Below are 25,133 nucleotides of genomic sequence, written 5' to 3'. Positions count from 1 at the left end.
AATTTACTATTAGTTAATATTTATTAATTATTTACGATGGCGTGATTTATGAAATTTAAGGGAAATAGGCTGGTTTAATGAAAGGTAGGGGTTATGGTGTTTGTTTGGTAGGTAATCATCATTACGAGCAGGCATTGCCCGTGTGGATCAGTTTTCCGTTGTCATCCCCGTGGTTTGACCACGGGATGACACCGAGTGTGTTTTTCAATTCGCACAATTAATGTCGTAATTTCCTCGCAATGACGTCAAAATAACATCCTATTCATCATCTATATTACAAAGCTCATCTTGTAATTCTCGAGAAAATACATCCTCATCATCGTTAGAATCATTCGATTTCTTAAGAGAGTTTTTGAAATTATTTAGGTCTTTATTTTCAAATATTTCAATAGATTTTAAAGTCTCGTTTGGAATTATAACTATAATATTTTTACTTAATTCATCTAAATAATCAGTGGTAACGGCCACTTTCAGTACTCCTCCATATTTGCTCTGTTTGCTACTTACTACAAAATCTTTTAAAGATTTACTTTTAAAATAGTTTTCAGAAGTAAAGATCATTGTTATAAAAAATAGTACTAACGAGATAGTAGTACCTACGGCAAATCCTGCTAATAGCCCTAAGAATCTGTCAATAAAACCGTTTCTCATAAATGAAATTATAGCAAGAAATTTATAAACTATAAAAACACATAAAATTAAAGCAATAACATAAGATATAACACCGGCAATAATTATTCTTATAACCTCATTATCCATATATTTCCCGATTAGGTCAGAAATATATGGATATAAAAAATATCCTAACATTATAGAAGTAATAAAACCGAGTATTCTAGTTGTAAACCCGATTATGCCTTGATATAAGCCGAAAAATGAGAAAAGAGTAATAATAGCAAAAATAGTAATATCAAAAAATGTGATCATTATTGTTAACTTCTATTGAATAATTGGGTTTAAATCTTATATATTATATAATTAAAGTTTAATTTATGGGCGATAAAATTTTTCATAACTTATCCGGTAAAACACTAGTTGCTACACCGCATGTAATTACAAAAGGCATTTACCATAAATCCTTAATTTATATGTTATCACACACGGAAGAAGGAGCAATAGGATTAATATTTAACCACTTAGTAAATCATATAGATTTAAAATCGTTTTTTAAAATAAAAAATGACAAAATAACAACCCCGGTTATGGTTCCTATATATCTTGGCGGACCCGTAGAACATGAAAAAGGGTTTTTTCTTCATTCTAACGATTATAATAAAAACTTGTTATTGGATTTCCATAATGATTTAGCAGTAAGCTCTAATTTAGAAATTTCAGAAGATATAGCTTGCGGTAAAGGACCTAAAAATAGCTTATTCATTGTCGGTTATACAGCATGGAAACCAGGGCAGCTTGAAGAAGAATTAGAGACAAATCTATGGCTGGTTATGGATTGTAATAAAGAATTTATTTTTGCCGATAATCCTGAAAGTAAATGGCATAATGCATTAAAACACTTAGGCATTGATGAAATACATTTCTCATCACAAATAGGCAATGCTTAGAGATTATCTGTTAACCATTTTTCGGTAAGCCTAAGTAATAATGCTTTAAAAATTTTCCCTGACTGCTAATTAAATACACAAAATTAGAATGTTGTAATTCATATTTGTTTGTTTTTACATCAAATATTTTGGATGTATAGAAGACCTTAAATTGATCTGCTAATTGTTCAACATCTTGGGCTCTCCCTGTTAAACCTATAAAATTATCATCTATTTTTTCTAAATATTTTTTTAATACTTCACTTGTATCATGCTCAGAATCTAGAGTAATAAAAACTACTTGTACTAAAATATTCTCTTTCTTCAAAATCTTAATAATATCTTCTACTCTTTTTAGTGTTTGATTGTCATATAAGGAATAGGTAGTACCAAAATAAATCAAACTTAAATGACCTTGCAAATGGGTACTATCAAATTTCTTTCCTTCTTGATCTATAAGAGTAAACTTAATTTTAGGCGAATCGTCCATATTACTAGTTTTCGCACCAATCTTAAGCTTAGACGGAGTTAATGAAGAATACAATAAACATAAAAATATTATGCCCGTAATCATAGCTAGGGCTATAAAAATTTTTATAATATACATTTGGTTTTTATTATTTCTCATAACCATAAGTTTTATTATTAATATTCATTTATAATAAAACTTATTCTTATCATATATGCAATAAAAATCATCTTTCAGTATATTTAAATATCGTAACATCTAAATTGTGATATTTTTAGTTAAATTAATTAATTTATTAACTAAATTGAAATTTTTTGAGTTAAGATTATTAAATAAATAACAACTAAGAAACGGATTAATTATGTACAATTATACCGTTTATGTAAAACGTTTAAATGATAAATTTAAAAAACAAGAACATACGGAAATAGTAGATAGTACTATTTCAAATACTAAATGACAACAACAATGCAACTCAACCGATACAAACACACTCCTAAATCAAAATTCGTTTGAAATAACAAATAATATTGAACACAATAAAGCAGAAAATATGAGGGATATAATGATGTTGAAAAAAGAAGAAATAAAGGAAGCAGAAATGGAACATTTTATATCCAATATGTAAAGGATAAAAATTTTATCGACTTAATTAATAAAGATAATGAGAAATATGAATCTATTATTGATAGGAGTAATAAAGCTATAATTATATTAGGGCAAGAGAAAGAAGATTTAAAGCTCATAGCTAATTTTCTTAAAGACGGTGAATTAATATTAGAAAGTAATGAGTATGGAGATTGGGACTGCTCAAAAAAAGTCTAACCACAAGTTCAAATATTTTAGATAGTTTTTATATAAAAAACGCAAAATATTTAATATATAACAGTTCTTATTTGGATGCGGCTAATTCATCCTCTGAATCTACTATTGACAAATTTTTCCTACAAAAAATTCTAACTTTTCCCTTATCAAAGCCAATGTCGGTATACTTGAACAATTTACTAAATTATATTGATATAAATGCAGGTAATTTATCTATAGTAGTGACTGATAGCCCAAACAAGCAATAATCATACTCGTATATCTAAAATTATTGATGAAACTATAAAACTCGGTAATTTTAGCGATGAACAAAAGAGTATCATTAATAAAATAAAAGATTCTAGTTTTACTTCAAACTAGCAAACAAGCAAAAGACTATACAAAGCTATTAAATATTAGAGATGATAATTTTATCATTCTAGATGAATATAATAAAATAACAATCGACGGCGAAAATTTAACATATATTTTAAATTCTATAAATATAATTAATAAAGAAGTACCAATTAGTATCAATGAGCTTAAAACATATATAGAAAATAATTTAAAGTTTTGAAGATGTTTTGCCTAAAACAGACAAATTGAAACAATTAATAGATATAGTAAATTATTATAAACAGTTAGAAGACAATGCCAAAACTATAGGAAATTTCTTAGAAACCGTTAAAAAATTAAATCAGCTTTTAGAAACACCGAAATCAGAAAATAAATTAGAGCATCTTCTAAATTACCTTAAATATATTTATCTAGCATCAAATTTTCCGAAAAAGAAAATTTGGTTACACTTAATTCTGCAAAATGGTTTAACGATTTATTTACCTCGGGGCATATAATATAAAAGAAAAGTTATTAGAATCATTTAAGCATACAATATGCAAAGATAAAGATTCATTTTATAACAAATTAAATGAGACTATTGAAAAATTTTATGAAGATATCAAAAATAACGATGTTTTAGACTTAAAAGCAATCAATAATATATATAAAAACTTTTTACAGCATATTAACAATTCTAGCACTGATGTTGAAAATTTAGATAATATTAAATTATTTTTAACAAAGAGCTTTAAAAATTTTAATAATATATTAGGTATAACTATAAATAATAGAATTAGTAATTTAGAAAAACTAATAGGCTCAGTCAGCAAACAAGAAGCTAAATCTCTTTGGAAGTATATTACCGCCTCTAAATCTATTACAGAAATATCTCAAAATCTCTATAAAGTAATATATGTGATAAGCTTTTACATCAGCCTGTGTTTACCTGATCAAGCGCTACCTATTTATAATTTATTAGAAAAATTACTAAAAGAAACTCACAAATCTATTAATGATTGTTATAAAAACGAAAACTTATATAAACATCAATTAGCAAAAATTTATTGTCAACAAGGACAAATCTGTACACCTAATGGCTCAACAAAACTATCTAAAGACTCAATAGGATTGTATGAAAACGCTGCTAACCTTGGTTCTGAAGAGGCAAATATAAAACTTGGGAAGATTGAATTTAAGAGCAGAAATTATGTAAAAGCTTTAGAATATTTTAAAAATACTACTCATATATCTTATGCAAAAGAAGCTTTTAATGAATTATTACATCTAAAAGAATCAGAACTAAAAAAGAAAATCCAGCAAAAGAAGCTAAATTAGCATCAGAAATAATTGAATTATATTCAAGCCAAGGTGATTTTTATAACCAATATAATCTAGATATATCAGAAAAAAGTCTGCAAGATTCACTAAAAGTATTTTGTCTTAATACGAAAGCTCTCATAAAAGAACAAGGAAGACCTAAACCTTATGGAATATTATATGATTTGTCTAAAGAGTTAACATCAATAATTTCTTCACCGTGTAGTCAACTTAAATTTATACAAAAAACTGAAAAATATAAAAATTTAACAGAAAAATTTAAAGAAGAAAAACTAGAAACTAATTATACGAATATTACGACAAGTCGGTCACATGATTCATACTTTAAAGAACCTTTACTGAAGTTCGATGATTTACACCTTAATTCTTCATTTAGACCATATTATGATAATAATGAAGATTCTAGCAATATGTTAGGTGCTTGTTATAATTCCTCAGAGTTAGCCTCAATGAGAAAAATTTACTATCTCTTAATACAATTTTTATAGACAAGCAGAAATGTGGTGCTAGTATAAAAATAGCTATATTTAACGATGAATTAGATTATGACAAATAATCAATTTTCCGAAGATACCAAAAAAATTGCTGATCAAATAAAAGATGCATTAATGGGTATTAGTGACGATCTTGTACTTGAAAGTAAAGAGGTAGAGGAAATTTTTGAAGAATTAAGCCAAAATGGAGAATTTGAGTATGAGATGGAACGAATGCTTTCTATCTTAAATGAACAAACTATGGATTTAACTCAACTGCAAAGTCGGATTATCTTATTAATCCGTAAGTATTTAGGTAAAACTAAAAACTTAAAGCTTAAAATGCTTAAAATGGATGAGCAACTCATTAACAAGAATGTTGCCGAAGTCAGTAATTATTTAATGCATCAGCATTCTAAAATAGTTAGAGATGCTAATAAAAACCTTACAAACCCAAAAGACAAATTACAAGGTTTAACCAAACAAGCTAGAATAGACTTAAAACGTTTATTAAAAAGCTTTGCCGTTTACCAAATTTATATGTTTATGAACCCAAAAAGAATAGCAGGCGAAACGAGGCTAATGAACTTCGCCTATAATATGATCAAAGGGGGCATGAAACTCGCTAAAAAATATGAAGGCGGCAAGGAAAAAGAAATTAAATCATATTCACCTAGACTTATTAAAAAACTTGAAAAAGCTCATGTCGGCTTTAAAAAAAGTGGCGGTATATCAATTTAACTATTGTATCTTTTTATAAATTTTTATAAAGAGCTTATACTAAACTAACATTAATATTATGATAGGTATCAAGCTTTCAACTTAAATTATGTAAACTTAATATTGCGGAACTAATAACTTGGGTACATCTTGGCTGCAGTACTCAAGAAAAACACCACGCTCAACCTGTAAAAATTAACATAAAACTCTTTCTCTCAACTCCTCCCCTTGCTATGTAACGGATAATATAAACGATACTGTTTGTTATACAAAAATCGTACGGCTAGTACAAAAACTTTCTCAAGAAAATCACTTTAATCTTATCGAGTATTTAGCCGCACAAATATATGTGATATTATTTATCAAAATTTTATCGAATCTAAATTAGAAAAGATTTTTCTAAACGTAACCGTTACTAAATTAAAATCACCGGTTTCAGGAGTGCATGGCGGCGTTTCTTTTTCTTATTCAGGAAAGGAGATACCATGATTTATATTTCTATAGGCAGTAATTTAGGTAATAAACTTTTAAATATTAAAAAAGCTCTAAATTCACTAAAAAGTTGTAATTTTATATCGCTTAAGCAAGCTATTATTTTTGAAACACAAGCTATTCTACAACCTAATGCAGATAAAGCTTGGGATAAATCATACTTAAATATGGTGGTACAGGGCAAAAGTACTTTAACGCCTAGTAAACTTCTAATTGAGCTTAACAAAGATTGAAAAACAACTAGGTCGAGCAAGCTCTTACGATAAATGGTCTCCAAGAGTTATTGACTTAGATATCCTACTTTGGAATAATTGCCATATAGATTTACCTGATTTAACGATACCGCATCCTGAAGTATTAAACAGACCATTTCTTATTCATCTAATTGCAGGTTTAAGCTTGGAATGTCGTTATTCATGTCCGATCAATAATTTTTACAACAATAAAACCTTTGCAGAAATAGCACATTTAATTGAACATCAAGGAGTTATACGCTCTCTTGTTTTAAATCCTCAATTTGTCGGTATTTTAAACATTACTCCTGATTCTTTTTCTGATGGAGGATTGAGTTTTCATAAAGAAGATGCCGTTAGAAATTTTGTACGCTTGATAAATGAAGGGGCTACAATAAATTGAGCTTGGATCACAATCAACACGTCCTTCTGCTTTAATTATTAATGAAGATGAAGAATATGCAAGGCTTAATAATGTTCTTGAAGAGCTTAAGGAAGTTATAAAGGAAAAAAAGTTATAGTCAGTATTGATAGTTTTACTCCTGAAGTAATTAAACGTGTTTTAAAAAAATACCCTATTTCCTGTATCAACTTGGTTAAAAATAATCTAGATGATTATACATTACAATTAATTGCCGATTATAATCGTAAAATTATTACTATGCATTCATTAACCGTTCCACCGCAAAAACAAAAATGTCTTGATTTCGATAAATCTCCGCTTGCTAACTTAAATATATGGACAGAGCAAGAAATAACAAAATTAGAAAAATGTGGATTTGATAGACAAAATATCATTCTTGATCCTGGCATTGGTTTTGGAAAATCCGTTTATCAAAATTTATATATTACAATATATTAAAGAATTTAAAAATCTAGGATGTGAGATATTGTTAGGACACTCACGAAAATCTTATATTTCCGATTTTTATAATTCCAAAGCATCGGAAAGAAACTTAGAAATAATAGCAATATCAAACTATTTAATGGAAAACGTAGTTGATTATTTACGAGTGCATAATGTTATAGAGCATCAAAAATTTTTTGTAGCAGACCATATGATTAACTATATCTTATGAAAAATAGAAAAATCATCGGTATAATGGCATGTGACCCACAAGGGGTGATAGGTAATAAAGGTCAGATGCCTTGGTCTTATACTAAGGAGTTTGAATATTTTTATCAGACGGTAAAAAATAATATTATAGTCATGGGACGAAAAACCTTTGACTCTATACCTACAAAGATTTTAAAAAATTGTATTTGTATTGTTTTTTCAAGAAATACACCATTACAATCTTATAATAATATATTTTTTATTAAATCCTTAGATGATTTTTGGCAGGTAATAAAACCTTTTACTGATAAAAAAATTTTTATGGTTGGAGGGACAGAAATAGCAACTCTTTTCCTAGAACAAAATCTTATTGATGAATTTTTACTTACAAAAATAAATAAAAATTATGATGGAGATACTTTTTTGCCTCTTAATCTTTTAGCAGAATGGCATTCTGTAATAATAGATAAAACAAACAATTATCAGATTTATAAATTTACTAAGAGGAGGTAAGATGAAATTTTTAGAACAGCTTAATATAAAAATCTTGAGCAATATAACCTCTTAAATCATCCATTTTTCAATTATGGCATATGGGAAAACTTACTCATTCTACTTTACAAATTTACACAAAAGAATATTATCATCACGTTACAGCTTTCCCACGTTATATTAAGTGCAATACATTCCAAATGTAGTGATATACAAGCTAGACAAATATTACTTGGTAATCTTATAGAAGAAGAACAAGGTGAAGAAAATCACCCGGAACTATGGAAACGTTTTGCTAAAGGACTTGGATGTTTAAGAAACCAACGCACTTCAGAACCTAAATTAGACTCAACTCAAAAACTTGTTCAAGGTTATTAAATTAACAGAGGAATCTTTTTCTATAGGTCTTGGAGTACTTTATGCTTATGAGTGTCAGACTCCTAAAGTATCTGACTCTAAAATTCAAGGATTACAAAAATTTTATGGAAATTCAGATTACAGAACTTTACAGTCCTTCATTGTTCATAGTAAAGTTGATCAATGACATACACAAGAATGTGCAAATTTGATTAATAATTTAAGCTTAAAAGAACAAACATTAGCACATCAAGGAGCAAAACTACTATGGCAATTTCTAGAGGGTATAAATGCAACGTATCAATAATTTAACTATTATTCTTTCATAAAATGAAAAATATCTTCCTACATTCCTTAAGTCTTGAGAATTATCGTAATTTTAAAAATCTTGAACTAAAAACAGATAATACACCAATAATTTTAATAGGTGAAAACGGTAGCGGTAAAACTAATATTTTAGAAGCTATATCGCTATTTTATCCAGGAAGAGGGCTGAGATCAGCAAAACTTGCCAATGTATGCAAAACTTCAGAAGATCATTGTCTAGTTAAAGCTCTATTGCAAAGTAAGCTAGGACTTGCAGAATTTACCACCCAATTTAAACGTAGTTCTAATAGAAGGATAACTGAGTATAACGAAAGTAAAATAGCCAATAATGAGTTAAGTAAATTCACTAGCATGATATGGCTGACTCCACACATGGAAGGAATCTTTACAAGCGGTAGCGGTGATAGAAGAAAATTTCTTGATAGAATAGTTTATAATTTTGATCCAAAGCATGCAGAGCTAGTTAGTAAATACGAATATTACATGCATGAGAGAAATAAAATTCTAGTAGAAGATATAAGAGATGATAATTGGCTTAAAATTATTGAAGAAAAGATGGCTGATATTTCTAACCATATTGCTAATAATCGCTTAAAAACCTTAGAATTTATGCAGCAAGCAATAGATGACCTTGAAAATGAATTTCCAAAAGCCGATTTATCGATTGACGGCATTGTTGAACAAAAAATATTAAACGGCAAAAAAAATATTGCTAGTTTTATTACTGCAGAACTTTATCAAACAAGAAGCAAAGATAAACTACTTGGTCGCACTAGTTTTGGAGTTCATAAAAGTGACTTTTTAGTAAAGCATCAAAAGAAAAATATCTTAGCCAAATTCTGTTCTACCGGTGAACAAAAAGCTATATTAATTGCAATAATCCTTGCTGAAATGAATTATGCTATAAAGCTAACTAAAATAGCACCGATTTTACTTTTAGATGAGGTCTTTGTGCATTTAGACGACAAAAGACGTCAATATTTAATCGAATTTTTGACCGGCTTAAACATGCAACTATGGGTTACCACTACCAATCTAGAGGGAATAGAAAATTTTGCAACTAAAGCACAATTGATTAAGTTATAGTTTGTTTAATAATGTCATTCCTGCGAAAGCAGGAATCCAGCATAAAGCGAGATAAATCAAGCTTTTAATTTCAAAAATTTGCTGTATTTAATACTTTTTTTCTGGATTCCTGCTTTCGCAGGAATGACATTGAACACTTTTCTCACACCATGTAACAACGCCCGCTAAAAGCGGGAATGACATCAAGTGTATTTTCTGATCCACACAATAAAGTACTATCCCAATCAGATTCACAAGAAAAATTTCATCCTTCTTGATTTTTATCGCACCTCTTAAAAAACCAAAATAACTATTATTATTTTTCATAAAATAAAATTACACTTCACTTACATATTATTAGTTAAATTTAAAGTTTTTTGTATATAAATATATTGCTTAATCTTTTGAAACTGCTTAAAATTGATTTTTAATTTATGTAAATACTATGACAAAACAAGCTAATAAAATATCCTATGATGAAGTACCTTATTCTCCATTTACTTTCAGTTATACCTCCCCACCTTATTTAAGAACTATCGGCAAGCTATTCGGGCTAAACCCTCCACCTCTTGAAACTGCTAAAATACTTGAACTCGGTTGTGGAATCGGTGTTAATCTGCTTAACTTTGCTGAAACATATCCTAAATCACAATCTCTAGGTGTTGATTTATCCAAAACACAAATAGAATTAGGTAAAAAAATTATCAGTGATTTGAAAATAAAAAATGCCGAACTAAAGGCATTATCTATATTGGACCTTGATGAGTCATACGGTAAGTTTGATTACATAGTTTGTCACGGCGTATATTCATGGGTACCTGAAGAAGTACAAGATAAAATACTCAAAGTCTGTAATAAACTGCTAAATCCGAACGGCATAGCTTTTGTAAGCTATAATACGCTCCCGGGCTGGAATATGCAGAGAACAATACGTGAAATGATTATGTTCCATTCAGAGCTATTTAATACTAGCCATGATAAATTACAGCAAGCTAAATTACTTTTAAAGTTCATCAATGACTCATTAGAAAGCTCCACAACGCCTTATTCTAATTTCTTACGAGATGAAACAAAATTATTATCTGCATATACGGACTCATATGTATTACATGAATATTTAGGCGAAATTAATACAGGTATATATTTTCACCAATTCATAGAAAAAGCTCAAAAAAATCATCTAAATTACTTAGGTGATACGTCGCTTACTGCAATGTTTATCGGTAATTTACCTACTCAGGCAGCAGAAAAGCTACAAGCCGTTAATGATATTGTTCGTACTGAGCAATATATGGATTTTATCACTAATAGAAAGTTCCGCTCGACATTATTATGTCATCAAAACATACCTATAAACAGAAAAATTGAATTTAATAATTTAAAAGAGTTTTTTACTAGCCTTAATATTAGACCGGTAATTCTAGAAAAAGCTGTTGATTTAACTAACGAACAGGAAAATGTTAGCTTCTATTACGAAAATTTACCTGAGCCTTTTATTTCAACCACTTCACCGATCATGAAAGCTATTTTATATGTATATGCCGAAAATATTAGCAATCCGATAAGCTTAGAACAAGTAGCAACAGAAGCTTTTAAAAAGCTTGGTAAATATCAATTACAAAATTTCTTAGCAGCATTAGAACAGCATTTTATCATATTCATTTTTCAAGGTTATCTCAAAATATTTGAGACAAAACCTCATGCTATAGCAACTATCACCGAAAAACCTAAAACTAGCGAATTTGCAAGATACCAAGCAAAACAAGCATATTTTAATAATGTAACTAGCGTGTTTAGCGTCACTAATAGACTTAACGATATGGTAGGTATACCGATACATGAAAAATATATTTTAGAAATGTTAGACGGTACGCATAATATTGATGATATTAAGAAAGGTGTTCTTGAAAAAATTAATTCAAAACTTTTAACTGCTCGTGACGATAAAGGACAGGAAGTAACAGATCCAAAATTATTAAAAGAATTTGTTGACTATGTAGTTAATACATCCCTTGAGAAATTCCGGATAAATTATCTGTTAGTAGAGTAATTAAAATGTTCGTGATCAAGTCTGCTTTATTGCATGGATCAGCTTTGTCGTTATTGCGAGTAGTCGTAGACTACAGCCAATCCATAAAAATATAATCCGAGTAAATGAAGGATAAGCTATACGAAGCTCAACTTGGAAAAGAGCAAGGAGCCTGTAAGCCGAGGAGCAGAGCGTATACTTTTAATACGTGAGCATCCGAGGACTTACAAAGACGACACAGTCAATTTTTCAAGTTGAACGAGTATAACTATGCTACTAATTTTTCACGCAATACTTCAACTAACTTATTAATTGCTTCGGTTGGGTGGATGTTTTCAAGGATAGCAAGCTCGCCTGCAAGTCTATTTAAAGCTGATTCGTAGAGTGTTCTTTCACTGTAAGAACGATCATTATCAACATTTTTATGTAAGTCCCGTAATACTTCGGCTATAGCTACAATATTACCTGAGTTAATTTTGCCTTCATATTCTTGGGCTCTTCTACTCCACATTCTATTTCCTTGTTTTGGTTTACCTTGAAGAGTTGAATATATGACATCTAAATCTTTTCTGCTTGCAACCGCTCTAAGACCAACAACCGTAGCTCTACTAACAGGCACTTTTAATGTCATTTTATCCTGCGAAAAGGAAATTACGTATACTTTAATTTTAGTACCTACAATAGTATGATATTCTATATTTGTTATTTCACCAACTCCATGTGCAGGATAGACGATTCTCTGCCCTATTTTAAACTCAGATTTTTGTTCGGATTGTGTTGTATTTGCCATTATTAATTCCTCCGTAGTGGTTTTAGTGCCTAAGAACTTAATGTTAGACTATTATTTTCTATAGCATAGCACATTTTGCTTTTATTATAAAGTAGAGATTTTTATTGAAATAAAATTGATACGATCTTATTGTAGATAATATTAATAAGTTAAAGGAATAAATATGCGAAGTATTTTTATTATACTAATATTTTTATTATTTTTGAGTAGCTGTTCAGAAGAAAAAGCACAAGATAAGAACCATAAGGAAAAACAAATAATAGAGCACGAAACTCAAAATAACGAAACTTCTAAAGCAACGAATCAGGAAGCCGTAAATTCTGAAAATACGGCTGAATCAATAGTTCCTGCTAATGATAATAATCAGACTGATGAAGTATCAACGCCGGCTTCACAAAAACAAAAAAATCCTGCAACAAAACCTGTTAAAGTCACTTTTAAAGTTGATGATAATGATATGGTTCTTGGTAACAAAAAATCAAATGTTATAGTAGTCGAGTATTTTTCTCCTACCTGTCCGCATTGTGCTTATTATCATCAAACAATTTTTCCGGAACTTAAGAAAAAATATATTGATACTAACAAAATTGCATATGTGGTTCGTGAATTTATTGCTACTAAACAAGATTTAGATGCTGCAATTTTAGCCCGCTGCAAGGGGGATACAAATAGTTTTACACAACTTCATAATATCATATTAATACAACAAGATAAGTGGGCATATAGCAATAAATACAGAGAATTATTAACTGATATAGGACAACTTGGCGGTATTTCTCCGGAAGAATATAAACAATGTTTAAATAATGATAAAATTACTGCAATACTAATTGCTAATACCAATTTTGTAGCAAAAGCACCCCAATTTATAGGTACTCCTTCTTTCTTCGTTAACGGAGTACAAACAGGAAGTTATAGCATAGATACTATTTCCACAGCAGTTGATAAAGCTTTAGAGGAGCAGAAAGAAAAAGCAAAAAATGAAATGAGCTTGTAATTTAGATCGTCATTGCGAGCAGTCGTAGACTGTGCGGCAATCTCGTTAAATATCCTGAGATTGCTTCGTCGGCGGCTATGGCGTCTTCTTGCAATGACGGAGATAAACTAATGAATACGGAAAAACTAAAAGATATCAAAGCCAGAATTAAAGACTTAACAACCCCTAAGTTTTCTAATCCTAAAATTCGGCAAGAAATTAGCCCCTTCACTATCGCTGTAGATTTAGTTTCAGGTACAATGGTAGGTGTCGTAATTGGAATATTTACGGATAAAATTTTTAATTCTAAACCTTTATTTCTTATTATATTTACAACAATAGGAATGATTGCCGGCTTTAACATTATAAGGAAAAAAGTAAATAATAAAAAGTAAGGAAATGACTCATAGCCCTTTAGCACAATTTGATATCAAAAAATTAATAGACATCAAAATGTTCGGTTTTGACGTCAGCTTTACTAATTCGAGTATCTATATGTTACTTGCTAGCATCTTAGCTCTAACTTATTTTTACTTAGCTTTTCATAACCGGAAATTAGTACCTTCTAGATTACAAGTGAGTGCTGAAATAGTTTATAATCTTGTAGCTGATATGTTAAATCAGAATATAGGAGTAAACGGACGTAACTTTATTCCGTTAATTTTTAGTTTATTTATTTTCATTTTATTCTGTAATTTACTTGGTATGACACCTTATAGCTTTACTACTACTAGTCATATTATCGTTACTTTTACCTTGGCAATTCTAGTATTTTTAATGGTAACTATAGTCGGTTTTGTAAAACACGGCTTACGTTTTTTAACCCTTTTTTTACCGCATGGTACTCCTTTATGGTTAGCACCGTTGATGATAGTAATTGAACTATTTACATATTTAGCAAGACCGGTTAGTTTATCATTGCGACTTGCCGCTAATATGATGGCAGGACATGTTTTATTAAAAGTAATAGCCGGTTTTACCGTGTCATTAATGATTTACTTGAAATTTCTGCCAATCCCTATTATGGTGATACTAATTGGGTTTGAAATTTTTGTTGCAATACTTCAAGCTTATATTTTTACTATTTTATCTTGTATGTATCTTAATGATGTTATTAATTTACACTAGGCTTTTTGCACAACTTGCTTCTAAAGATAATTTGTACGTCAATCCGATGCTTGAATCCTCACGTACTTTTTTGTACTCTGCAGTTCTGTGCTTCGTGTTTCCTGCAAATTCCTCTTTATTAGCTTCGTTGTGCAAAAAGCCTATTATACAGATAATTAGATAAAATTTTTTGATTAATTAAAAGTGAGTTTTTTTATGGACATGGTTTCTTTAAAATTTATTGGTACAGGACTTATGGCTATCGGCATGTACGGTGCAGCTTTAGGCGTTAGTAATATATTTAGCTCTCTACTTAGTTCAATAGCACGAAACCCTTCGGCTACAGAAAACTTACAAAGAATGGCTCTGATCGGTGCAGGTCTTGCTGAAGCAATGGGACTTTTTTCCTTTGTAATTGCTATGTTACTTATTTTTTCTTAAAATTCATTTTTAAATAAGATGCCTCAATTTGATATTGCTACCTATTATTCACAAATTTTTTGGCTTATCATTACTTTCGGCTTATTGTATATCTTTGTTTATAAATTTATAACTCCAAAAGCTGAAGAAATTTTTAATAATAGACAGACATATATTCAAGATAATATTACGCAAGCCGATACATTGACCATAGAAGTAGAAAAGCTAAATAAATATTATAACGAGGAAATAGACAAAACAAATGCTGAAATAGATAGACTAAAAAAAGAAAAAATAGACTCTTTAGAATCAGAATTTTTAATAAAAAAAAAGAATCTAGAGCAAGATTTAAAAAACGCTATAAATCAAAACATTGAAGATATAAATTTAGCTGCTAAGCAATTTAGAACTAATAAAAGCGCAGCAATCATAAAGCTTGCAGTTAATATTATTGAAAAAATAGCTGGCACTAAAGCAGATATGAATTTACTACAAAATATAAAAGTAAAATAATGAATTTCCTAGATGAGAGCTTCTGGCTTGCCGTTAGTTTTGTAATTTTTTTATATTTAGTTTATAGACCGGCAAAAAAAGCCATTTTAAATTCTTTAGATACTAAGATTTTAGAAGTCCAAGAAAAAGTTCTACAAGCTGAAAAGTTAAAAGAAGATGCTGCTTTGCTCTTTAAACACACCAACGCACAAATAAAGAAATTAGAAACTTTACGCTCTCAAATTATAGAAGACAGTAATGAAGTTACCAAGAAAATCATTCAAGAAAAAACTAAAGAAATTGAAGAATTTTTAGAGCATAAAAAATCTGATGCTATACAGTTAATGCAAAACCAAAAATCAACCGCAAGTAAAAAGCTACACGATGAATTTTGTGATGAAGTGATAAAACTTGTATCCGAATATTTTCAATCAGTTAAGCTTTCAGAAAGCAACATTGCTAAAAATTTAATGGATAAATCTGATTTTCCTCAGGATGAGGGTAAAGCTACATAGCCACACTAACCACTAGCTAGCAATTTATTTAAAATTGCTTCATCATTAACACATACCCGTAATATTGAGCCATCAATAAAATATTCAGGATGTTCATTTGTTATCTTATTTGTTAATTCAGGATAGGCTCTAACAAATTCTTTTACACAAGTGAAGTTTTTACTAGAGTTGTTAATCGCTCCTAAGCAAATCGCTTCAAAACATAACATTTTAGCTATTTCTGTATTTTTAAGGTCAGATAAAACTCCTAGTTGTTTTGCTATAAATATCTATCACCTAAATAGCCTTGCACCCCCAATTTCCTAAGATTGAGAACTTATTATTCCACTTATCTTTAGCAACATTAATATATATTTTATTTAAAACATTCTTTTGTATTTTTTGTTTAATTTCTAATGTAATTTCCTCAAAATCGCCTCTTTATAATATAAACTCCCTAGTTTCATTATTTTTTATAAATTCTGGTGCAATTTTTTTGAGATAAGTTTTTAGCCTTGTAGTGGCCTAAACCTAAAGTTTGACGTACATTAAATAAGATTGTTCATAGAACTCTATAGCTTCGTATGTATTATCTAATTTTCATAAATCACTCCGATATTATTAAGAGAGCTAGCAATAAAAGAAGGATGAACTAATTCTTGATCGATTTTTAAAGCTTTCTTATAATATTTTAACGATTCTTCAAATTTACATAATATATTCATTATAATAACCCATTTTTTGATATAAATTTGCCTTTCTACATTTATCCATTTCAATATCATCATTTAATATTTTTACTACATGGGGATAAAATATTTTAGAATTTTCCCAGTCTTCACTTGGAACATCTGTTAATATTGGAAATAAATCATCTAAGATTTCTGCTAGTCTTGTATAAATCTCTTTTTTATCTATTGCATGTTCTTTATTTTATTTATATATTGCTTTGTTATAAATTGCATTAATCTATGTAATTGTAAGCCGGCTTGTCTATTTTGGTATGTTAGATTCATTACCGATAATGCTTCTATAACCTTTTTATAGGTTCTTGTAGCTTTTCTTCATCTATTAAAAATAATTCTTCGAAAATCTCTATACTGATAAACTCAGGGTCTAAATCTGCAGAATATTGTAAAATATCTGCCAAGCTAAAGGTGATTTTTCTAATAATTGTAGTAATAAAACGGTTTCTATATGATCATCTTTGCTATTTTTAAAGTAATTAATGTTAATCATTTACTTTAAGTAATTTATTTGCTTTTAAATATGCTACTGCTTTAGATAGCCTATAAGGTGATGCAGCATCGTTACTACCAAAGTCTTCTACTAATTTATCAATATCTTTCTTGTTTAATCTATTTTTTAGAGATTTCTTTAAATATAATATCGCTTCTTTTTTACTAAAAGACTCTACTAATATAATATTTTCTATATCATCACTAAATTATTATTTTTAGTAGTAATTATCACTTGTGCCTTATCATTAAGTATATTAATTATACTGTTAAGATAAGGCTCTATATCTTTATGATCTTCAACATTATCAAAAATAAATAATATAGCTGAATTTAAATTAGCAATCCTTTCATGGACTAATCTTATTATGTTTTCTTCCTTTTCATCTATTACGTAAATAGTAAAGTTGTCTATATGCTTCAAGGACTTTGTCTGCAGAATCTACGTTAATAAAACGTACTATTTTCTTTTTCGCTTGTGTTTGTCTATCTCCATATTTTATAGCTAGAGTGGTTTTACCGGCTCCAGCGAAAGCACTAATTGTTACAAATCGTTTTTCGTTTAAAGTTTCTTCTATTTGTTGTAATATTTCATTATGGACAATCAAATTATAAGTTGATAAACTTACTTCAATTAACCTTAAAATTTGCTCTCTTAAATCATCTACTTTAACTTTAGGTAAGTTTGTAAAGATATATTTGCCATATTGAGGTTCATATAGTTTTTTTATTACTTTTAACTATTGTTTTATTAAATGTGGTATTTCTTTTTTATCTATACTCAATTTGCTCAACTGTGCTAGATACCAATCACTACTGCCCTTATTATTTGTATTTGCTATATCTACAGACAAATTTACTTCTTTTATACGATAATGACCTTTGTAAGAAAATTCAAATGTTCCCTCAGGGGTTATGATCTCTTTTGATGGGCAACCTTGTGCGGCATTATTTTCTAAATGCTTATAAACCTCTAAAAATTGTCCGGTTGCAATATTACCCCGCTTATAGGCTGATCGATTACCTCTAAGAAGCTTCCAAATGTCGTTGCAGTAGCATTTTTATATATTAGATTACTTGCTAAGGGTAATAAATATCAAGTGCTTTTATTAATATGCGGATTACAGACATTTACAAAATTTGGAGCTGATAAATAAGTTGTTATATTTAAAATTTTTACATCAAAGGTAAGTTTCATGGCTATACATCTGCGGCTAAAGATTTTCTGTAGCTAAATCCGGGCTATCGAATGTGATTACCTTTGCTTTTGGATAATGAAAATCTCTATGAGCAAAATATACACTAAGCTCTGCGAGCCATACACCTAAAGAATGACCTGTGAAAGATAAATTATAATTATTCTCTTCAGCATATTTGGTAATCTCCTTTGTAGCTTCATATGCGGCCGCTGTGCCACTATCTGTCCACCTAAAATACTTTTAAAATGAGCTTTAAACGGTGAATTAGTTTTGAGCAAATCTAATTTTTCAAATGTAGTACCTCGATAGGTAAGTACAATTTGTTTTACTTTTTCATTTACATATGCTACTGCGTAATATCTACCTATTTCAGGCTCCAGTCTTTTAATTGTTCATTTCGGGTTTTGACCTTTTCATTATTTTCTTTTTCTACAGCAAACTCTACAATATAATTTTCCGTAGAATCCATATAAGCACGTAAACTAAATAACCCATGGATAAAGTCGGTAGGGTGGTGCTTTATAGTTTTGATTATTTAAGATCTTATATTATAGGAAAATATAGAATGGTGACCCCTACGGGACTTGAACCCGTGTTCCCACCGTGAAAGGGTGGTGTCCTAACCGCTAGACGAAGGGGCCTTAATTTTAAAGTAAGCACTATAGTTAGTCATACCGTGGCTATGACCACAGCATGACATTAAGTTAGAAGTTTTATATAACACCTTTGCAAATATTGCAAGTATAAAAATTATAGGTTTACCTTAAGCTTAACACTACCTTGATGACTTCTATAATGTTTATTTAGATAATAATTATAATCCAACGAAATAGTAGTATTTTTGATACTGCCTATAATACCCGTTCCTAAATTATAGGATGTTTTCGGTTGCTTCGGTATTAGATAATTATGTTTGAATGTATTATCAAATATTTTAACAACTCTATTTATTCTTTGGGTTGTCTCTTTAAAATTATGTTCTACCGCTCCTTGGAATGTTAGACCTAAATTATTAAATTTTAGAGCGTCTTTTAAAGGTACTGTGACTTTAATACCGACAATTCCGGACAATATATTATTCTCTTTCATTGTAAGAGCTATTTCTTGTACGTTAACACCGGTTTCATTATATACCCCGTCTCGTGACTTCCCGTATCTTAAGCCGATATTCGGGGTAATAACGAACCTGCTCTGCAAAAGATAATTATAATGCAGTAATGCTTCCACATTATAACTATGATTACGATGTGTTACATTACTTTTAATTTTAGTATCACCATATGAATAAGTTGTTTTATCTTTAATAAAGTTTTTAGAAGCAGATACTAAAGCTTGTAGTGCAAAATTCTTCGGTAATTCTTTTTGTCCGTAAATAGAAACCACATGACTATTAATAAGTTCTTTATCATTATTTTTACTATTTTTAAATTTAAATACTGAATGAACATTACTATAAGCTATACCTACGATATTATTGTCGATTTCAGCATCGAACCCGATAGTAGCACCTTTGTTAGTACCTCTATAACCGGTCATATTCTCAACGCGTCCATGATTACTAGTGCCGTACATACCACGCATCCACAAACCTCTTTTTATATGAGACTCTTCTTCATCACCGGCTCCCACTGATACCATATTATTAGACATATTCATAGATGCATCTAATCTGTTACGAATCATATTATTTACAATAGTATTAACAACTTTCACTTGATTTAAAGTAGGAGCGTTTTCTGAAATTTGCGTTTGCATTTCTTTTTTTGCTTCCTGTTCAAGAGGAATAACCATATCAACTTCCGTTATTTTAAGATTACCCCCATCGGAATCGGATAATTGCCCTATTGTTTCTTCTTCCTCTTCAAACTCTGAATCATAACTTTCTTCATCTTCGCTACTATCGCCTAATACTAAACATTCCTTTTCTCTATCGTCACTTAATGCTAATGCACTCTCATTACTTGATGCAAGTGCAGGTAATGAAGATAATTGTCTACTTACTTCTGTATCTTCTTGTTCTTCATCTCCTGCAGGTAAGGTAGATTCTGATTTACCATCCGACACTAACATTTCTTGTAGCAATAACTGAGCAAGAATATCTATAGCTCCTTCGCGAAGTAACGAAGAAATTTTTTCATCATGTTCTTGTAATTGTGCATTTATTGCTAAAAGCATTTTTTCATCTAATTCCTCTACATCCTGTATACGATTACTTATATAAGCCATTGCTTCTTTAATATGATTAAGTTCCTCACTTCTAGAATTTGAGCCAGACAATTCTTCTATTTTTTGTATTTTATTGCTTAATACTCTTATATAGGTATCTACATAATCTTTATTAATTTCTATATTTAGAGTATCTACCGGAGTTACAACATCACGACTACTCAAATCATCATCATTAGAGAAGCTGTTTATGCTACCAACTGAAGATGAACATGAAAATACCGGCTTACTCTCAGTTACCTTAGGTTTAGATTCAGTATCTAGATGCTTTATCTTCCCTTCTAACAAAATCTTTTCTTTATTTAAAGTATCTAACTCCAATTCCTTATTATAATCATTGGCTATTTTTTCATTGGCTATTTTTTCATGTTTAGATTTTAATTCCCCTAATTGCATAACATTAGAATTATTTAAATCCTCTAAGCCACTAACCGAAGGTGAACGGGATAGATTTGATTCTGCATCACTAAGTACACCGCTTATGTCATCAATTGAACAGGAACGTAATATTGATACATCTGTGCTTGAAGACTTTTCATTTAAAGAAAATTCTGCTTCTATGGCTTTCCTTTTTTGTTTTAATTGTGATTCTTTTGAAGATAAGTCTAGTGCTTCCATAGCTAACCGCTTAAATTCTAGGTTTTCTGAATCTTGATATTGATTCAATTTGGCAATAGTTTGTTTTTCCTGAACTATTCTAGCTGCCTCTACTTCTAATAGTTTATCTTCTAAATCCAAATACTCTAATTTCTTGTCAAGCTCGGCACTTCTGAATAATGGTATAGGTAATTTTCGTTTACTAGTATTCGTGTAACTTATAGATGGCTTAGGTTGCTCTGTCTTATATATTGTTTCTGATGCTAAATTCTCATAACTAACCGACTCATGTATAGTAGATAAATTAGATAATGGCTGTGTACCTTTTTTAATAGTACTATCAACCAAATTTAGTCTACCTTGTGATCTATCATTTATTATAATATTTTTATGATCTTCTCGAAATTGTTGAGCTTGCGGAGAGTTATATAGTGACCCTACATTTATAGGTGGGGTTACAGCTAAATTTTTTGGTAAGCTATCCATATTAGCAGTCGGCATAGAATGACTATTTCCCCCATTTGGATTAAATCCAACATCTACATCTATTTCTATATTATTAAAGTGTTTATCTGCTCTGCTTACATTATTTTTCCTCGATGAGTCACTTCTAGCAACAGTTGTATTTTGTGTTGGCGTTATTAAACCAAGAGTTTCTATGGTTAACGTATCAGGTTGTTTTAGATTCTGAACGAACGCGTCGCCAGCTAAATCTAAATATTCTAATCCTCTTTTATCAAGCTTTGGACTTGAAGAATATGGTGCAGAATTTTTCCAATTGTTGTCAGATCTCAAGCTTTCATCTGTAGTTGTGGTTTGTAATAATGCTGATTTTTCTTCAAAATTTACACTTTTAGCTGAAGACGAGCGTGATAATACTGGAGTACTGCTTTTTCTTGAATTCTCTTCATACTCTGCATAAGACTGAGATATTTCCGCTTGCTCATATACTTTTTGAGTGTCTAGAATTTTAGCTTGCTGAATTTCATATAACTTCTCGAACAAATCTTCATATGTCTTTATACTGGCAAGATGTGCAATCGCACCTAATTTTTGACTAAATTGATCCGCACTAAACTTTCTCATTTCTGTTGCTAAACTATCTATTACACTATCTATTTGAGCTTGATTTGACTGATTTGGCTGTATGCTATTCAAATAATTAATGTATTGTGAAACCTTATCCTCATAAATATCTTTTGAATGACTTGGAATAGGGTCCTCTATTTCTTGATAAGGTTGCTGCTGAACTTTTATTGGCACTAAGTACCTCCCTTCATCCTCTGGTTGTTCACCTAAAATTCTCTGAACCCCCTGACTTAATGGTATAGTTGGCTTTGCTTTTGGCAACTGCTTATAAGTAGGACCGGTAGAACTATTATAAACAACAGGAGTTAATAACTTTAGATTTTCCTCTATCTTATTTAATTGTTCAGAATCACCATTCATTTTATCTTGCATGGCTCGTAATACCGTTCTACTTGTTTCTTTTTTCGCACTAGCAGCTACTTCTTTAGCTTTATCTGATGCCGTTTTTATAGCTTTTTCTTGTTTCTTTATTTCTAATAACTGCTTTTGTGCTTCTTGTTTTTTCTTTTCTCCTTTTGTTCCAGCACTACTTTTTCTTGCATTAGCTCCGCTTGATTTATTTTTATTAAATACACTTTGCCGAGCCTCATTAATTCTTGCTTGCTGTGCTTGAAACGCACTAACTTCGGTTGATGCCGTTGTAACCGGAACTGTTTCCTGCGATTTTATCGAAACTTTATTTGCTGGAATATCTATTTTTTCTATTTTCTGAAATAATCTATCTGCTTTATTGTTTTTACTTGTTAACTTTTCTTTAAGTTTCTTTATTTCATCTTTATTTTCACCTATTTTGATTTTTGTTTCTATCTCTTCAACTTTTGACTTGAGTTTTTCTGTTGTTTCTTGTGTTGAAGTTAGCTGCGTATACAACTTCTGCAATCGTTTTTTATCTTTTTTATCTGTGGTATCTTTAATAGCCTGTGTTACTTCAGCTAACTTGATTCCTATCATCTCATTAACTCGTGATATATTACTTACCCTTCCTGCTACAATTTCAGTACTGCTTTTTTTTATAGGCAACGGTACAAATGTCGGCTTCGGAGGAACTTCTGATTTAACCTGTGAGCTAGATTGCACTGCCTGTTGTTGCGGGGTACTTGTCGTATCTTTGTGTCCGTTTAATTGTGACACGTGATTCAACAATTTATTACTGAGATCGATACGAAATGCTTCTTTACTCATCGCCATACCCTCAAAAGGTATTGCAGTTCCTACTGAAATAGAGGCAAGCAGAGAATATTTTAAAAATCTTGATTTTTTTAGTAAATGTAAATGTTGTTCTGTTAACTTATTCATTACAAATATCTCAATTTAAATTAAAATTTCATATACATAACGTTGGGCATTATAACAAATAAGTTAATAAAAAGCAATATATAAGTTAATTTATCTTAACTTATAATTATAAGAGAATTTTGTTTTAATTATTGAAAATATAACAGATATAACGTATAATGATTTTTAACTTTTGATAGAAAACACTGAGATATTTTAAAATAACTTTGGAAACAGAGTATAATAATTTAAATATTTGGTATTTTGTTAGTTTTATTTACGGTATTATTGTTTATTTTTCGCTTGATTTTGAGCTTTCATTTACAACAATTTTTTTCATTTTTTGTGTTTTTTAATATTAACCTTTACTAGAAATTCTAATATATTTTTACAGTTTACTTACTGAATGATTATTGCTTTTATTTTTGGCATATTCATCTCTAAATATCGTGTAACAAATTTATATAGCAAAATGCTTTATAAAGCTATCATCACTAAAATTAGAGGTAAAATAGAATCGATAAAACCGACTATTATAGGAGGATAAGTAGTATTAAGTCGCATAAAGATAGAAAAAATTAATCGTAACTTACAAAAAGTTAAAAAATTAGTATACCGAAAAAATATATACAAGAAATTAGGGTAAATAACCGAATTACTTTGCTTGCTAAGCTCTATAAGCCGCAAAATAGTATACTACCCGAGGGTTATGATTTTGGTTTTTACGCTTATCTATCGGATATTGGAGCAAACGACTATGCGATGTCTGAGCCGCAAATTATAGAACGTAATGAAACAAATTTTGATAGTTTTATTTATAGAGTGCGTTCCTATATTTATAATAATTTAATAGAAAAGATAAAGGGAATTTTGCAGCTGCAATATTACTTGGCAAGACAAAAGGTTTAAACAGGCAAATAATGCAGGATATGAGGCAAAACCGGTATATCACACGTGCTTTGTGTTTCAGGATTGCATCTATCTTTAGTTGTGATGATTATTTTCCTTACTACAAGATTTTTATTAAATCTTTCAAATTATTTGGCATATAATTTCAATTTATGTCCTACTCCCCAAAGCCGGAATTAATATTTGATGCAAATCATATGGCGGTAGGCGTTAAAGATAGAGAAAAAAAACTAGTAATACATGCTGATAAAATACCTGCTTTCAATAGAACTTACTGGGCTAATTGGTTTGGACAAAAAGATAGTATGGTGTTACCTTTAGAGAATAATATTTTTTAACCAACTACGGACAAAAAATTGTCATTAATAAAGATAATCATTGTGAGAAAGCTGAAATTCATATTAATCTCAATTATAAATCTAAATGCCGCGAGAGCTTAATAACGATTAATAAAGATTAAAAAAAAGCCCTATTATACTTATCTTTTGCAATAAAAAGGAATGTACGTAAAATCTTAGTACCGGACTGTTCTTGTTCTATGTCATTCCCACTTGGCATTGTTGTGTGGATACTGAGTCGTTATTG

Annotated in this window: 28 protein-coding genes, 1 tRNA gene and 5 pseudogenes; 23 read left to right on the top strand and 11 right to left on the bottom strand. The window is 29.8% G+C overall.

The window, feature by feature from the left end:
- Positions 1–258: 258 nt before the first annotated feature.
- Positions 259–927 carry a CvpA family protein gene (locus ABVF33_RS04775; RefSeq protein ID WP_499706470.1) on the bottom strand — a complete coding sequence of 223 codons (669 nt, stop codon included), beginning with the start codon at positions 925–927 and terminating at the stop codon, positions 259–261.
- A 65-nt stretch (positions 928–992) separates the two neighbouring features.
- Between ABVF33_RS04775 and ABVF33_RS04770 the strand changes: the two genes are divergently transcribed.
- A complete protein-coding gene (locus ABVF33_RS04770; RefSeq protein WP_499706469.1) occupies positions 993–1,562 on the top strand; it encodes a YqgE/AlgH family protein in 570 nt (189 codons plus the stop codon).
- 10 nt (positions 1,563–1,572) lie between these two features.
- Here ABVF33_RS04770 and ABVF33_RS04765 read toward each other — a convergent pair whose 3' ends face one another.
- A complete protein-coding gene (locus ABVF33_RS04765) occupies positions 1,573–2,169 on the bottom strand; it encodes an SCO family protein (protein ID WP_499706468.1) in 597 nt (198 codons plus the stop codon).
- Between the two features lie 1,229 nt (positions 2,170–3,398).
- On the opposite strand from ABVF33_RS04765, the gene ABVF33_RS04760 reads away from it, so the two are divergent.
- The 12 genes and pseudogenes from ABVF33_RS04760 (at position 3,399) to ABVF33_RS04705 (ending at position 11,757) form a co-directional block, all read left to right on the top strand.
- On the top strand, positions 3,399–3,668 hold the full coding sequence (locus ABVF33_RS04760) for a hypothetical protein (protein WP_499706467.1): 270 nt from the start codon (positions 3,399–3,401) through the stop codon (positions 3,666–3,668).
- Positions 3,669–4,068: 400 nt separating this feature from the next.
- The gene (locus ABVF33_RS04755) at positions 4,069–4,488 is read left to right on the top strand and encodes a hypothetical protein (protein WP_499706466.1); all 420 of its coding nucleotides are present in this window, start codon (positions 4,069–4,071) and stop codon (positions 4,486–4,488) included.
- A 167-nt stretch (positions 4,489–4,655) separates the two neighbouring features.
- Entirely contained in the window at positions 4,656–4,979 is a 324-nt protein-coding gene (locus ABVF33_RS04750; RefSeq protein WP_012719321.1) for a hypothetical protein, read from the top strand.
- 57 nt (positions 4,980–5,036) lie between these two features.
- On the top strand, positions 5,037–5,705 hold the full coding sequence (locus ABVF33_RS04745; protein ID WP_499706465.1) for a DUF5394 family protein: 669 nt from the start codon (positions 5,037–5,039) through the stop codon (positions 5,703–5,705).
- Positions 5,706–5,931: 226 nt separating this feature from the next.
- Positions 5,932–6,072, top strand: coding sequence for a hypothetical protein (locus ABVF33_RS04740; RefSeq protein WP_499706643.1), 141 nt, complete (start codon positions 5,932–5,934; stop codon positions 6,070–6,072).
- Positions 6,073–6,169: 97 nt separating this feature from the next.
- Positions 6,170–6,409 carry a 2-amino-4-hydroxy-6-hydroxymethyldihydropteridine diphosphokinase gene (locus tag ABVF33_RS04735; protein ID WP_010976725.1) on the top strand — a complete coding sequence of 80 codons (240 nt, stop codon included), beginning with the start codon at positions 6,170–6,172 and terminating at the stop codon, positions 6,407–6,409.
- A pseudogene (locus ABVF33_RS04730) lies at positions 6,390–7,488 on the top strand (dihydropteroate synthase). The gene ABVF33_RS04735 and the pseudogene ABVF33_RS04730 overlap by 20 nt, the downstream one beginning before the upstream one ends.
- On the top strand, positions 7,485–7,979 hold the full coding sequence (locus ABVF33_RS04725; RefSeq protein WP_004996932.1) for a dihydrofolate reductase: 495 nt from the start codon (positions 7,485–7,487) through the stop codon (positions 7,977–7,979). Before ABVF33_RS04730 ends, ABVF33_RS04725 begins: the two are co-directional and overlap by 4 nt.
- 78 nt (positions 7,980–8,057) lie before the next feature.
- Positions 8,058–8,336, top strand: a complete 279-nt coding sequence (locus ABVF33_RS04720; RefSeq protein ID WP_081463643.1) for an iron-containing redox enzyme family protein — start codon at positions 8,058–8,060, stop codon at positions 8,334–8,336.
- Positions 8,320–8,622: pseudogene (locus ABVF33_RS04715) on the top strand (iron-containing redox enzyme family protein). The gene ABVF33_RS04720 and the pseudogene ABVF33_RS04715 overlap by 17 nt, the downstream one beginning before the upstream one ends.
- 23 nt (positions 8,623–8,645) lie before the next feature.
- Entirely contained in the window at positions 8,646–9,728 is a 1,083-nt protein-coding gene (gene recF / locus ABVF33_RS04710) for a DNA replication/repair protein RecF (protein ID WP_499706464.1), read from the top strand.
- A 424-nt stretch (positions 9,729–10,152) separates the two neighbouring features.
- Complete coding sequence (locus ABVF33_RS04705) at positions 10,153–11,757, top strand: methyltransferase regulatory domain-containing protein (RefSeq protein WP_499706463.1); 1,605 nt, start codon at positions 10,153–10,155, stop codon at positions 11,755–11,757.
- A gap of 247 nt (positions 11,758–12,004) precedes the next feature.
- Here ABVF33_RS04705 and ABVF33_RS04700 read toward each other — a convergent pair whose 3' ends face one another.
- Positions 12,005–12,526 (bottom strand): CarD family transcriptional regulator, encoded by a 522-nt coding sequence (locus ABVF33_RS04700; RefSeq protein WP_499706462.1) that lies wholly within the window; start codon positions 12,524–12,526, stop codon positions 12,005–12,007.
- 163 nt (positions 12,527–12,689) lie between these two features.
- Between ABVF33_RS04700 and ABVF33_RS04695 the strand changes: the two genes are divergently transcribed.
- From ABVF33_RS04695 to ABVF33_RS04685, 3 genes are all read left to right on the top strand, one after another.
- Positions 12,690–13,523 (top strand): DsbA family protein, encoded by an 834-nt coding sequence (locus ABVF33_RS04695; RefSeq protein ID WP_499706461.1) that lies wholly within the window; start codon positions 12,690–12,692, stop codon positions 13,521–13,523.
- Between the two features lie 110 nt (positions 13,524–13,633).
- Complete coding sequence (locus tag ABVF33_RS04690; RefSeq protein ID WP_499706460.1) at positions 13,634–13,897, top strand: AtpZ/AtpI family protein; 264 nt, start codon at positions 13,634–13,636, stop codon at positions 13,895–13,897.
- Positions 13,898–13,901: 4 nt separating this feature from the next.
- Positions 13,902–14,630, top strand: coding sequence for a F0F1 ATP synthase subunit A (locus ABVF33_RS04685; protein WP_499706459.1), 729 nt, complete (start codon positions 13,902–13,904; stop codon positions 14,628–14,630).
- Here ABVF33_RS04685 and ABVF33_RS04680 read toward each other — a convergent pair.
- Positions 14,625–14,804: pseudogene (locus ABVF33_RS04680) on the bottom strand (palindromic element RPE1 domain-containing protein); the annotation flags it as partial. The gene ABVF33_RS04685 and the pseudogene ABVF33_RS04680 sit on opposite strands and share 6 nt — an antisense overlap.
- Before the next feature lie 21 nt (positions 14,805–14,825).
- Between ABVF33_RS04680 and ABVF33_RS04675 the strand changes: the two are divergent.
- Genes ABVF33_RS04675 through ABVF33_RS04665 form a run of 3 tightly spaced genes read left to right on the top strand, consistent with a single transcriptional unit; the run spans position 14,826 to position 16,036 of the window.
- Positions 14,826–15,050 carry a F0F1 ATP synthase subunit C gene (locus ABVF33_RS04675; RefSeq protein WP_010976714.1) on the top strand — a complete coding sequence of 75 codons (225 nt, stop codon included), beginning with the start codon at positions 14,826–14,828 and terminating at the stop codon, positions 15,048–15,050.
- Positions 15,051–15,068: 18 nt separating this feature from the next.
- Positions 15,069–15,542 (top strand): F0F1 ATP synthase subunit B family protein, encoded by a 474-nt coding sequence (locus tag ABVF33_RS04670; RefSeq protein ID WP_499706458.1) that lies wholly within the window; start codon positions 15,069–15,071, stop codon positions 15,540–15,542.
- Positions 15,542–16,036: a F0F1 ATP synthase subunit B gene (locus ABVF33_RS04665; RefSeq protein WP_499706457.1), complete on the top strand. Its 495-nt coding sequence runs from the start codon at positions 15,542–15,544 to the stop codon at positions 16,034–16,036. Before ABVF33_RS04670 ends, ABVF33_RS04665 begins: the two co-directional genes overlap by 1 nt.
- Positions 16,037–16,041: 5 nt before the next feature.
- On the opposite strand, the gene ABVF33_RS04660 is transcribed toward ABVF33_RS04665, so the two are convergent.
- The 7 genes and pseudogenes from ABVF33_RS04660 to ABVF33_RS04630 form a co-directional block, all read right to left on the bottom strand.
- Entirely contained in the window at positions 16,042–16,245 is a 204-nt protein-coding gene (locus ABVF33_RS04660; RefSeq protein WP_499706456.1) for a hypothetical protein, read from the bottom strand.
- 363 nt (positions 16,246–16,608) lie between these two features.
- Positions 16,609–16,789 (bottom strand): annotated as a pseudogene (locus ABVF33_RS04655) (tetratricopeptide repeat protein).
- Between the two features lie 657 nt (positions 16,790–17,446).
- Entirely contained in the window at positions 17,447–17,677 is a 231-nt protein-coding gene (locus ABVF33_RS04650) for a hypothetical protein (RefSeq protein ID WP_499706455.1), read from the bottom strand.
- Complete coding sequence (locus ABVF33_RS04645; protein WP_499706454.1) at positions 17,637–17,861, bottom strand: nSTAND3 domain-containing NTPase; 225 nt, start codon at positions 17,859–17,861, stop codon at positions 17,637–17,639. The genes ABVF33_RS04650 and ABVF33_RS04645 overlap by 41 nt, the downstream gene beginning before the upstream one ends.
- A 606-nt stretch (positions 17,862–18,467) precedes the next feature.
- On the bottom strand, positions 18,468–18,635 hold the full coding sequence (locus tag ABVF33_RS04640) for a lipase family protein (protein ID WP_499706642.1): 168 nt from the start codon (positions 18,633–18,635) through the stop codon (positions 18,468–18,470).
- A gap of 383 nt (positions 18,636–19,018) precedes the next feature.
- Positions 19,019–19,093 (bottom strand) — tRNA-Glu (locus ABVF33_RS04635).
- A gap of 109 nt (positions 19,094–19,202) precedes the next feature.
- Positions 19,203–23,660 carry an autotransporter outer membrane beta-barrel domain-containing protein gene (locus ABVF33_RS04630; RefSeq protein WP_499706453.1) on the bottom strand — a complete coding sequence of 1,486 codons (4,458 nt, stop codon included), beginning with the start codon at positions 23,658–23,660 and terminating at the stop codon, positions 19,203–19,205.
- Positions 23,661–24,045: 385 nt separating this feature from the next.
- Between ABVF33_RS04630 and ABVF33_RS04625 the strand changes: the two genes are divergently transcribed.
- From ABVF33_RS04625 to ABVF33_RS04610, 4 genes and pseudogenes are all read left to right on the top strand, one after another.
- On the top strand, positions 24,046–24,186 hold the full coding sequence (locus tag ABVF33_RS04625; RefSeq protein WP_499706452.1) for a hypothetical protein: 141 nt from the start codon (positions 24,046–24,048) through the stop codon (positions 24,184–24,186).
- A gap of 113 nt (positions 24,187–24,299) precedes the next feature.
- A complete protein-coding gene (locus ABVF33_RS04620; RefSeq protein WP_014410260.1) occupies positions 24,300–24,548 on the top strand; it encodes a hypothetical protein in 249 nt (82 codons plus the stop codon).
- 20 nt (positions 24,549–24,568) lie between these two features.
- Positions 24,569–24,701, top strand: a pseudogene (locus ABVF33_RS04615) (ComEC/Rec2 family competence protein); the annotation flags it as partial.
- Entirely contained in the window at positions 24,701–24,886 is a 186-nt protein-coding gene (locus ABVF33_RS04610; RefSeq protein ID WP_499706451.1) for a hypothetical protein, read from the top strand. The pseudogene ABVF33_RS04615 and the gene ABVF33_RS04610, both read left to right, overlap by 1 nt.
- Positions 24,887–25,133: the final 247 nt, after the last annotated feature.

This window comes from Candidatus Rickettsia barbarica (assembly GCF_041477405.1).
GTDB lineage: Bacteria > Pseudomonadota > Alphaproteobacteria > Rickettsiales > Rickettsiaceae > Rickettsia > Rickettsia rickettsii.
This window is presented reverse-complemented; position numbering and strand designations above follow the sequence as displayed.

Coding starts and splice junctions, on each gene's coding strand:
- ABVF33_RS04770 (WP_499706469.1), top strand. CDS start 993: ATGGGCGATAAAATTTTTCATAACTTATCCGGTAAAACACTAGTTGCT.
- ABVF33_RS04665 (WP_499706457.1), top strand. CDS start 15,542: ATGAATTTCCTAGATGAGAGCTTCTGGCTTGCCGTTAGTTTTGTAATT.
- ABVF33_RS04660 (WP_499706456.1), bottom strand. CDS start 16,245: ATGTTATGTTTTGAAGCGATTTGCTTAGGAGCGATTAACAACTCTAGT.
- ABVF33_RS04725 (WP_004996932.1), top strand. CDS start 7,485: ATGAAAAATAGAAAAATCATCGGTATAATGGCATGTGACCCACAAGGG.
- ABVF33_RS04675 (WP_010976714.1), top strand. CDS start 14,826: ATGGACATGGTTTCTTTAAAATTTATTGGTACAGGACTTATGGCTATC.
- recF (WP_499706464.1), top strand. CDS start 8,646: ATGAAAAATATCTTCCTACATTCCTTAAGTCTTGAGAATTATCGTAAT.
- ABVF33_RS04705 (WP_499706463.1), top strand. CDS start 10,153: ATGACAAAACAAGCTAATAAAATATCCTATGATGAAGTACCTTATTCT.
- ABVF33_RS04700 (WP_499706462.1), bottom strand. CDS start 12,526: ATGGCAAATACAACACAATCCGAACAAAAATCTGAGTTTAAAATAGGG.
- ABVF33_RS04690 (WP_499706460.1), top strand. CDS start 13,634: ATGAATACGGAAAAACTAAAAGATATCAAAGCCAGAATTAAAGACTTA.
- ABVF33_RS04630 (WP_499706453.1), bottom strand. CDS start 23,660: ATGAATAAGTTAACAGAACAACATTTACATTTACTAAAAAAATCAAGA.
- ABVF33_RS04775 (WP_499706470.1), bottom strand. CDS start 927: ATGATCACATTTTTTGATATTACTATTTTTGCTATTATTACTCTTTTC.
- ABVF33_RS04735 (WP_010976725.1), top strand. CDS start 6,170: ATGATTTATATTTCTATAGGCAGTAATTTAGGTAATAAACTTTTAAAT.
- ABVF33_RS04695 (WP_499706461.1), top strand. CDS start 12,690: ATGCGAAGTATTTTTATTATACTAATATTTTTATTATTTTTGAGTAGC.
- ABVF33_RS04670 (WP_499706458.1), top strand. CDS start 15,069: ATGCCTCAATTTGATATTGCTACCTATTATTCACAAATTTTTTGGCTT.
- ABVF33_RS04625 (WP_499706452.1), top strand. CDS start 24,046: ATGATTATTGCTTTTATTTTTGGCATATTCATCTCTAAATATCGTGTA.
- ABVF33_RS04765 (WP_499706468.1), bottom strand. CDS start 2,169: ATGAGAAATAATAAAAACCAAATGTATATTATAAAAATTTTTATAGCC.
- ABVF33_RS04745 (WP_499706465.1), top strand. CDS start 5,037: ATGACAAATAATCAATTTTCCGAAGATACCAAAAAAATTGCTGATCAA.
- ABVF33_RS04610 (WP_499706451.1), top strand. CDS start 24,701: ATGTCCTACTCCCCAAAGCCGGAATTAATATTTGATGCAAATCATATG.
- ABVF33_RS04685 (WP_499706459.1), top strand. CDS start 13,902: ATGACTCATAGCCCTTTAGCACAATTTGATATCAAAAAATTAATAGAC.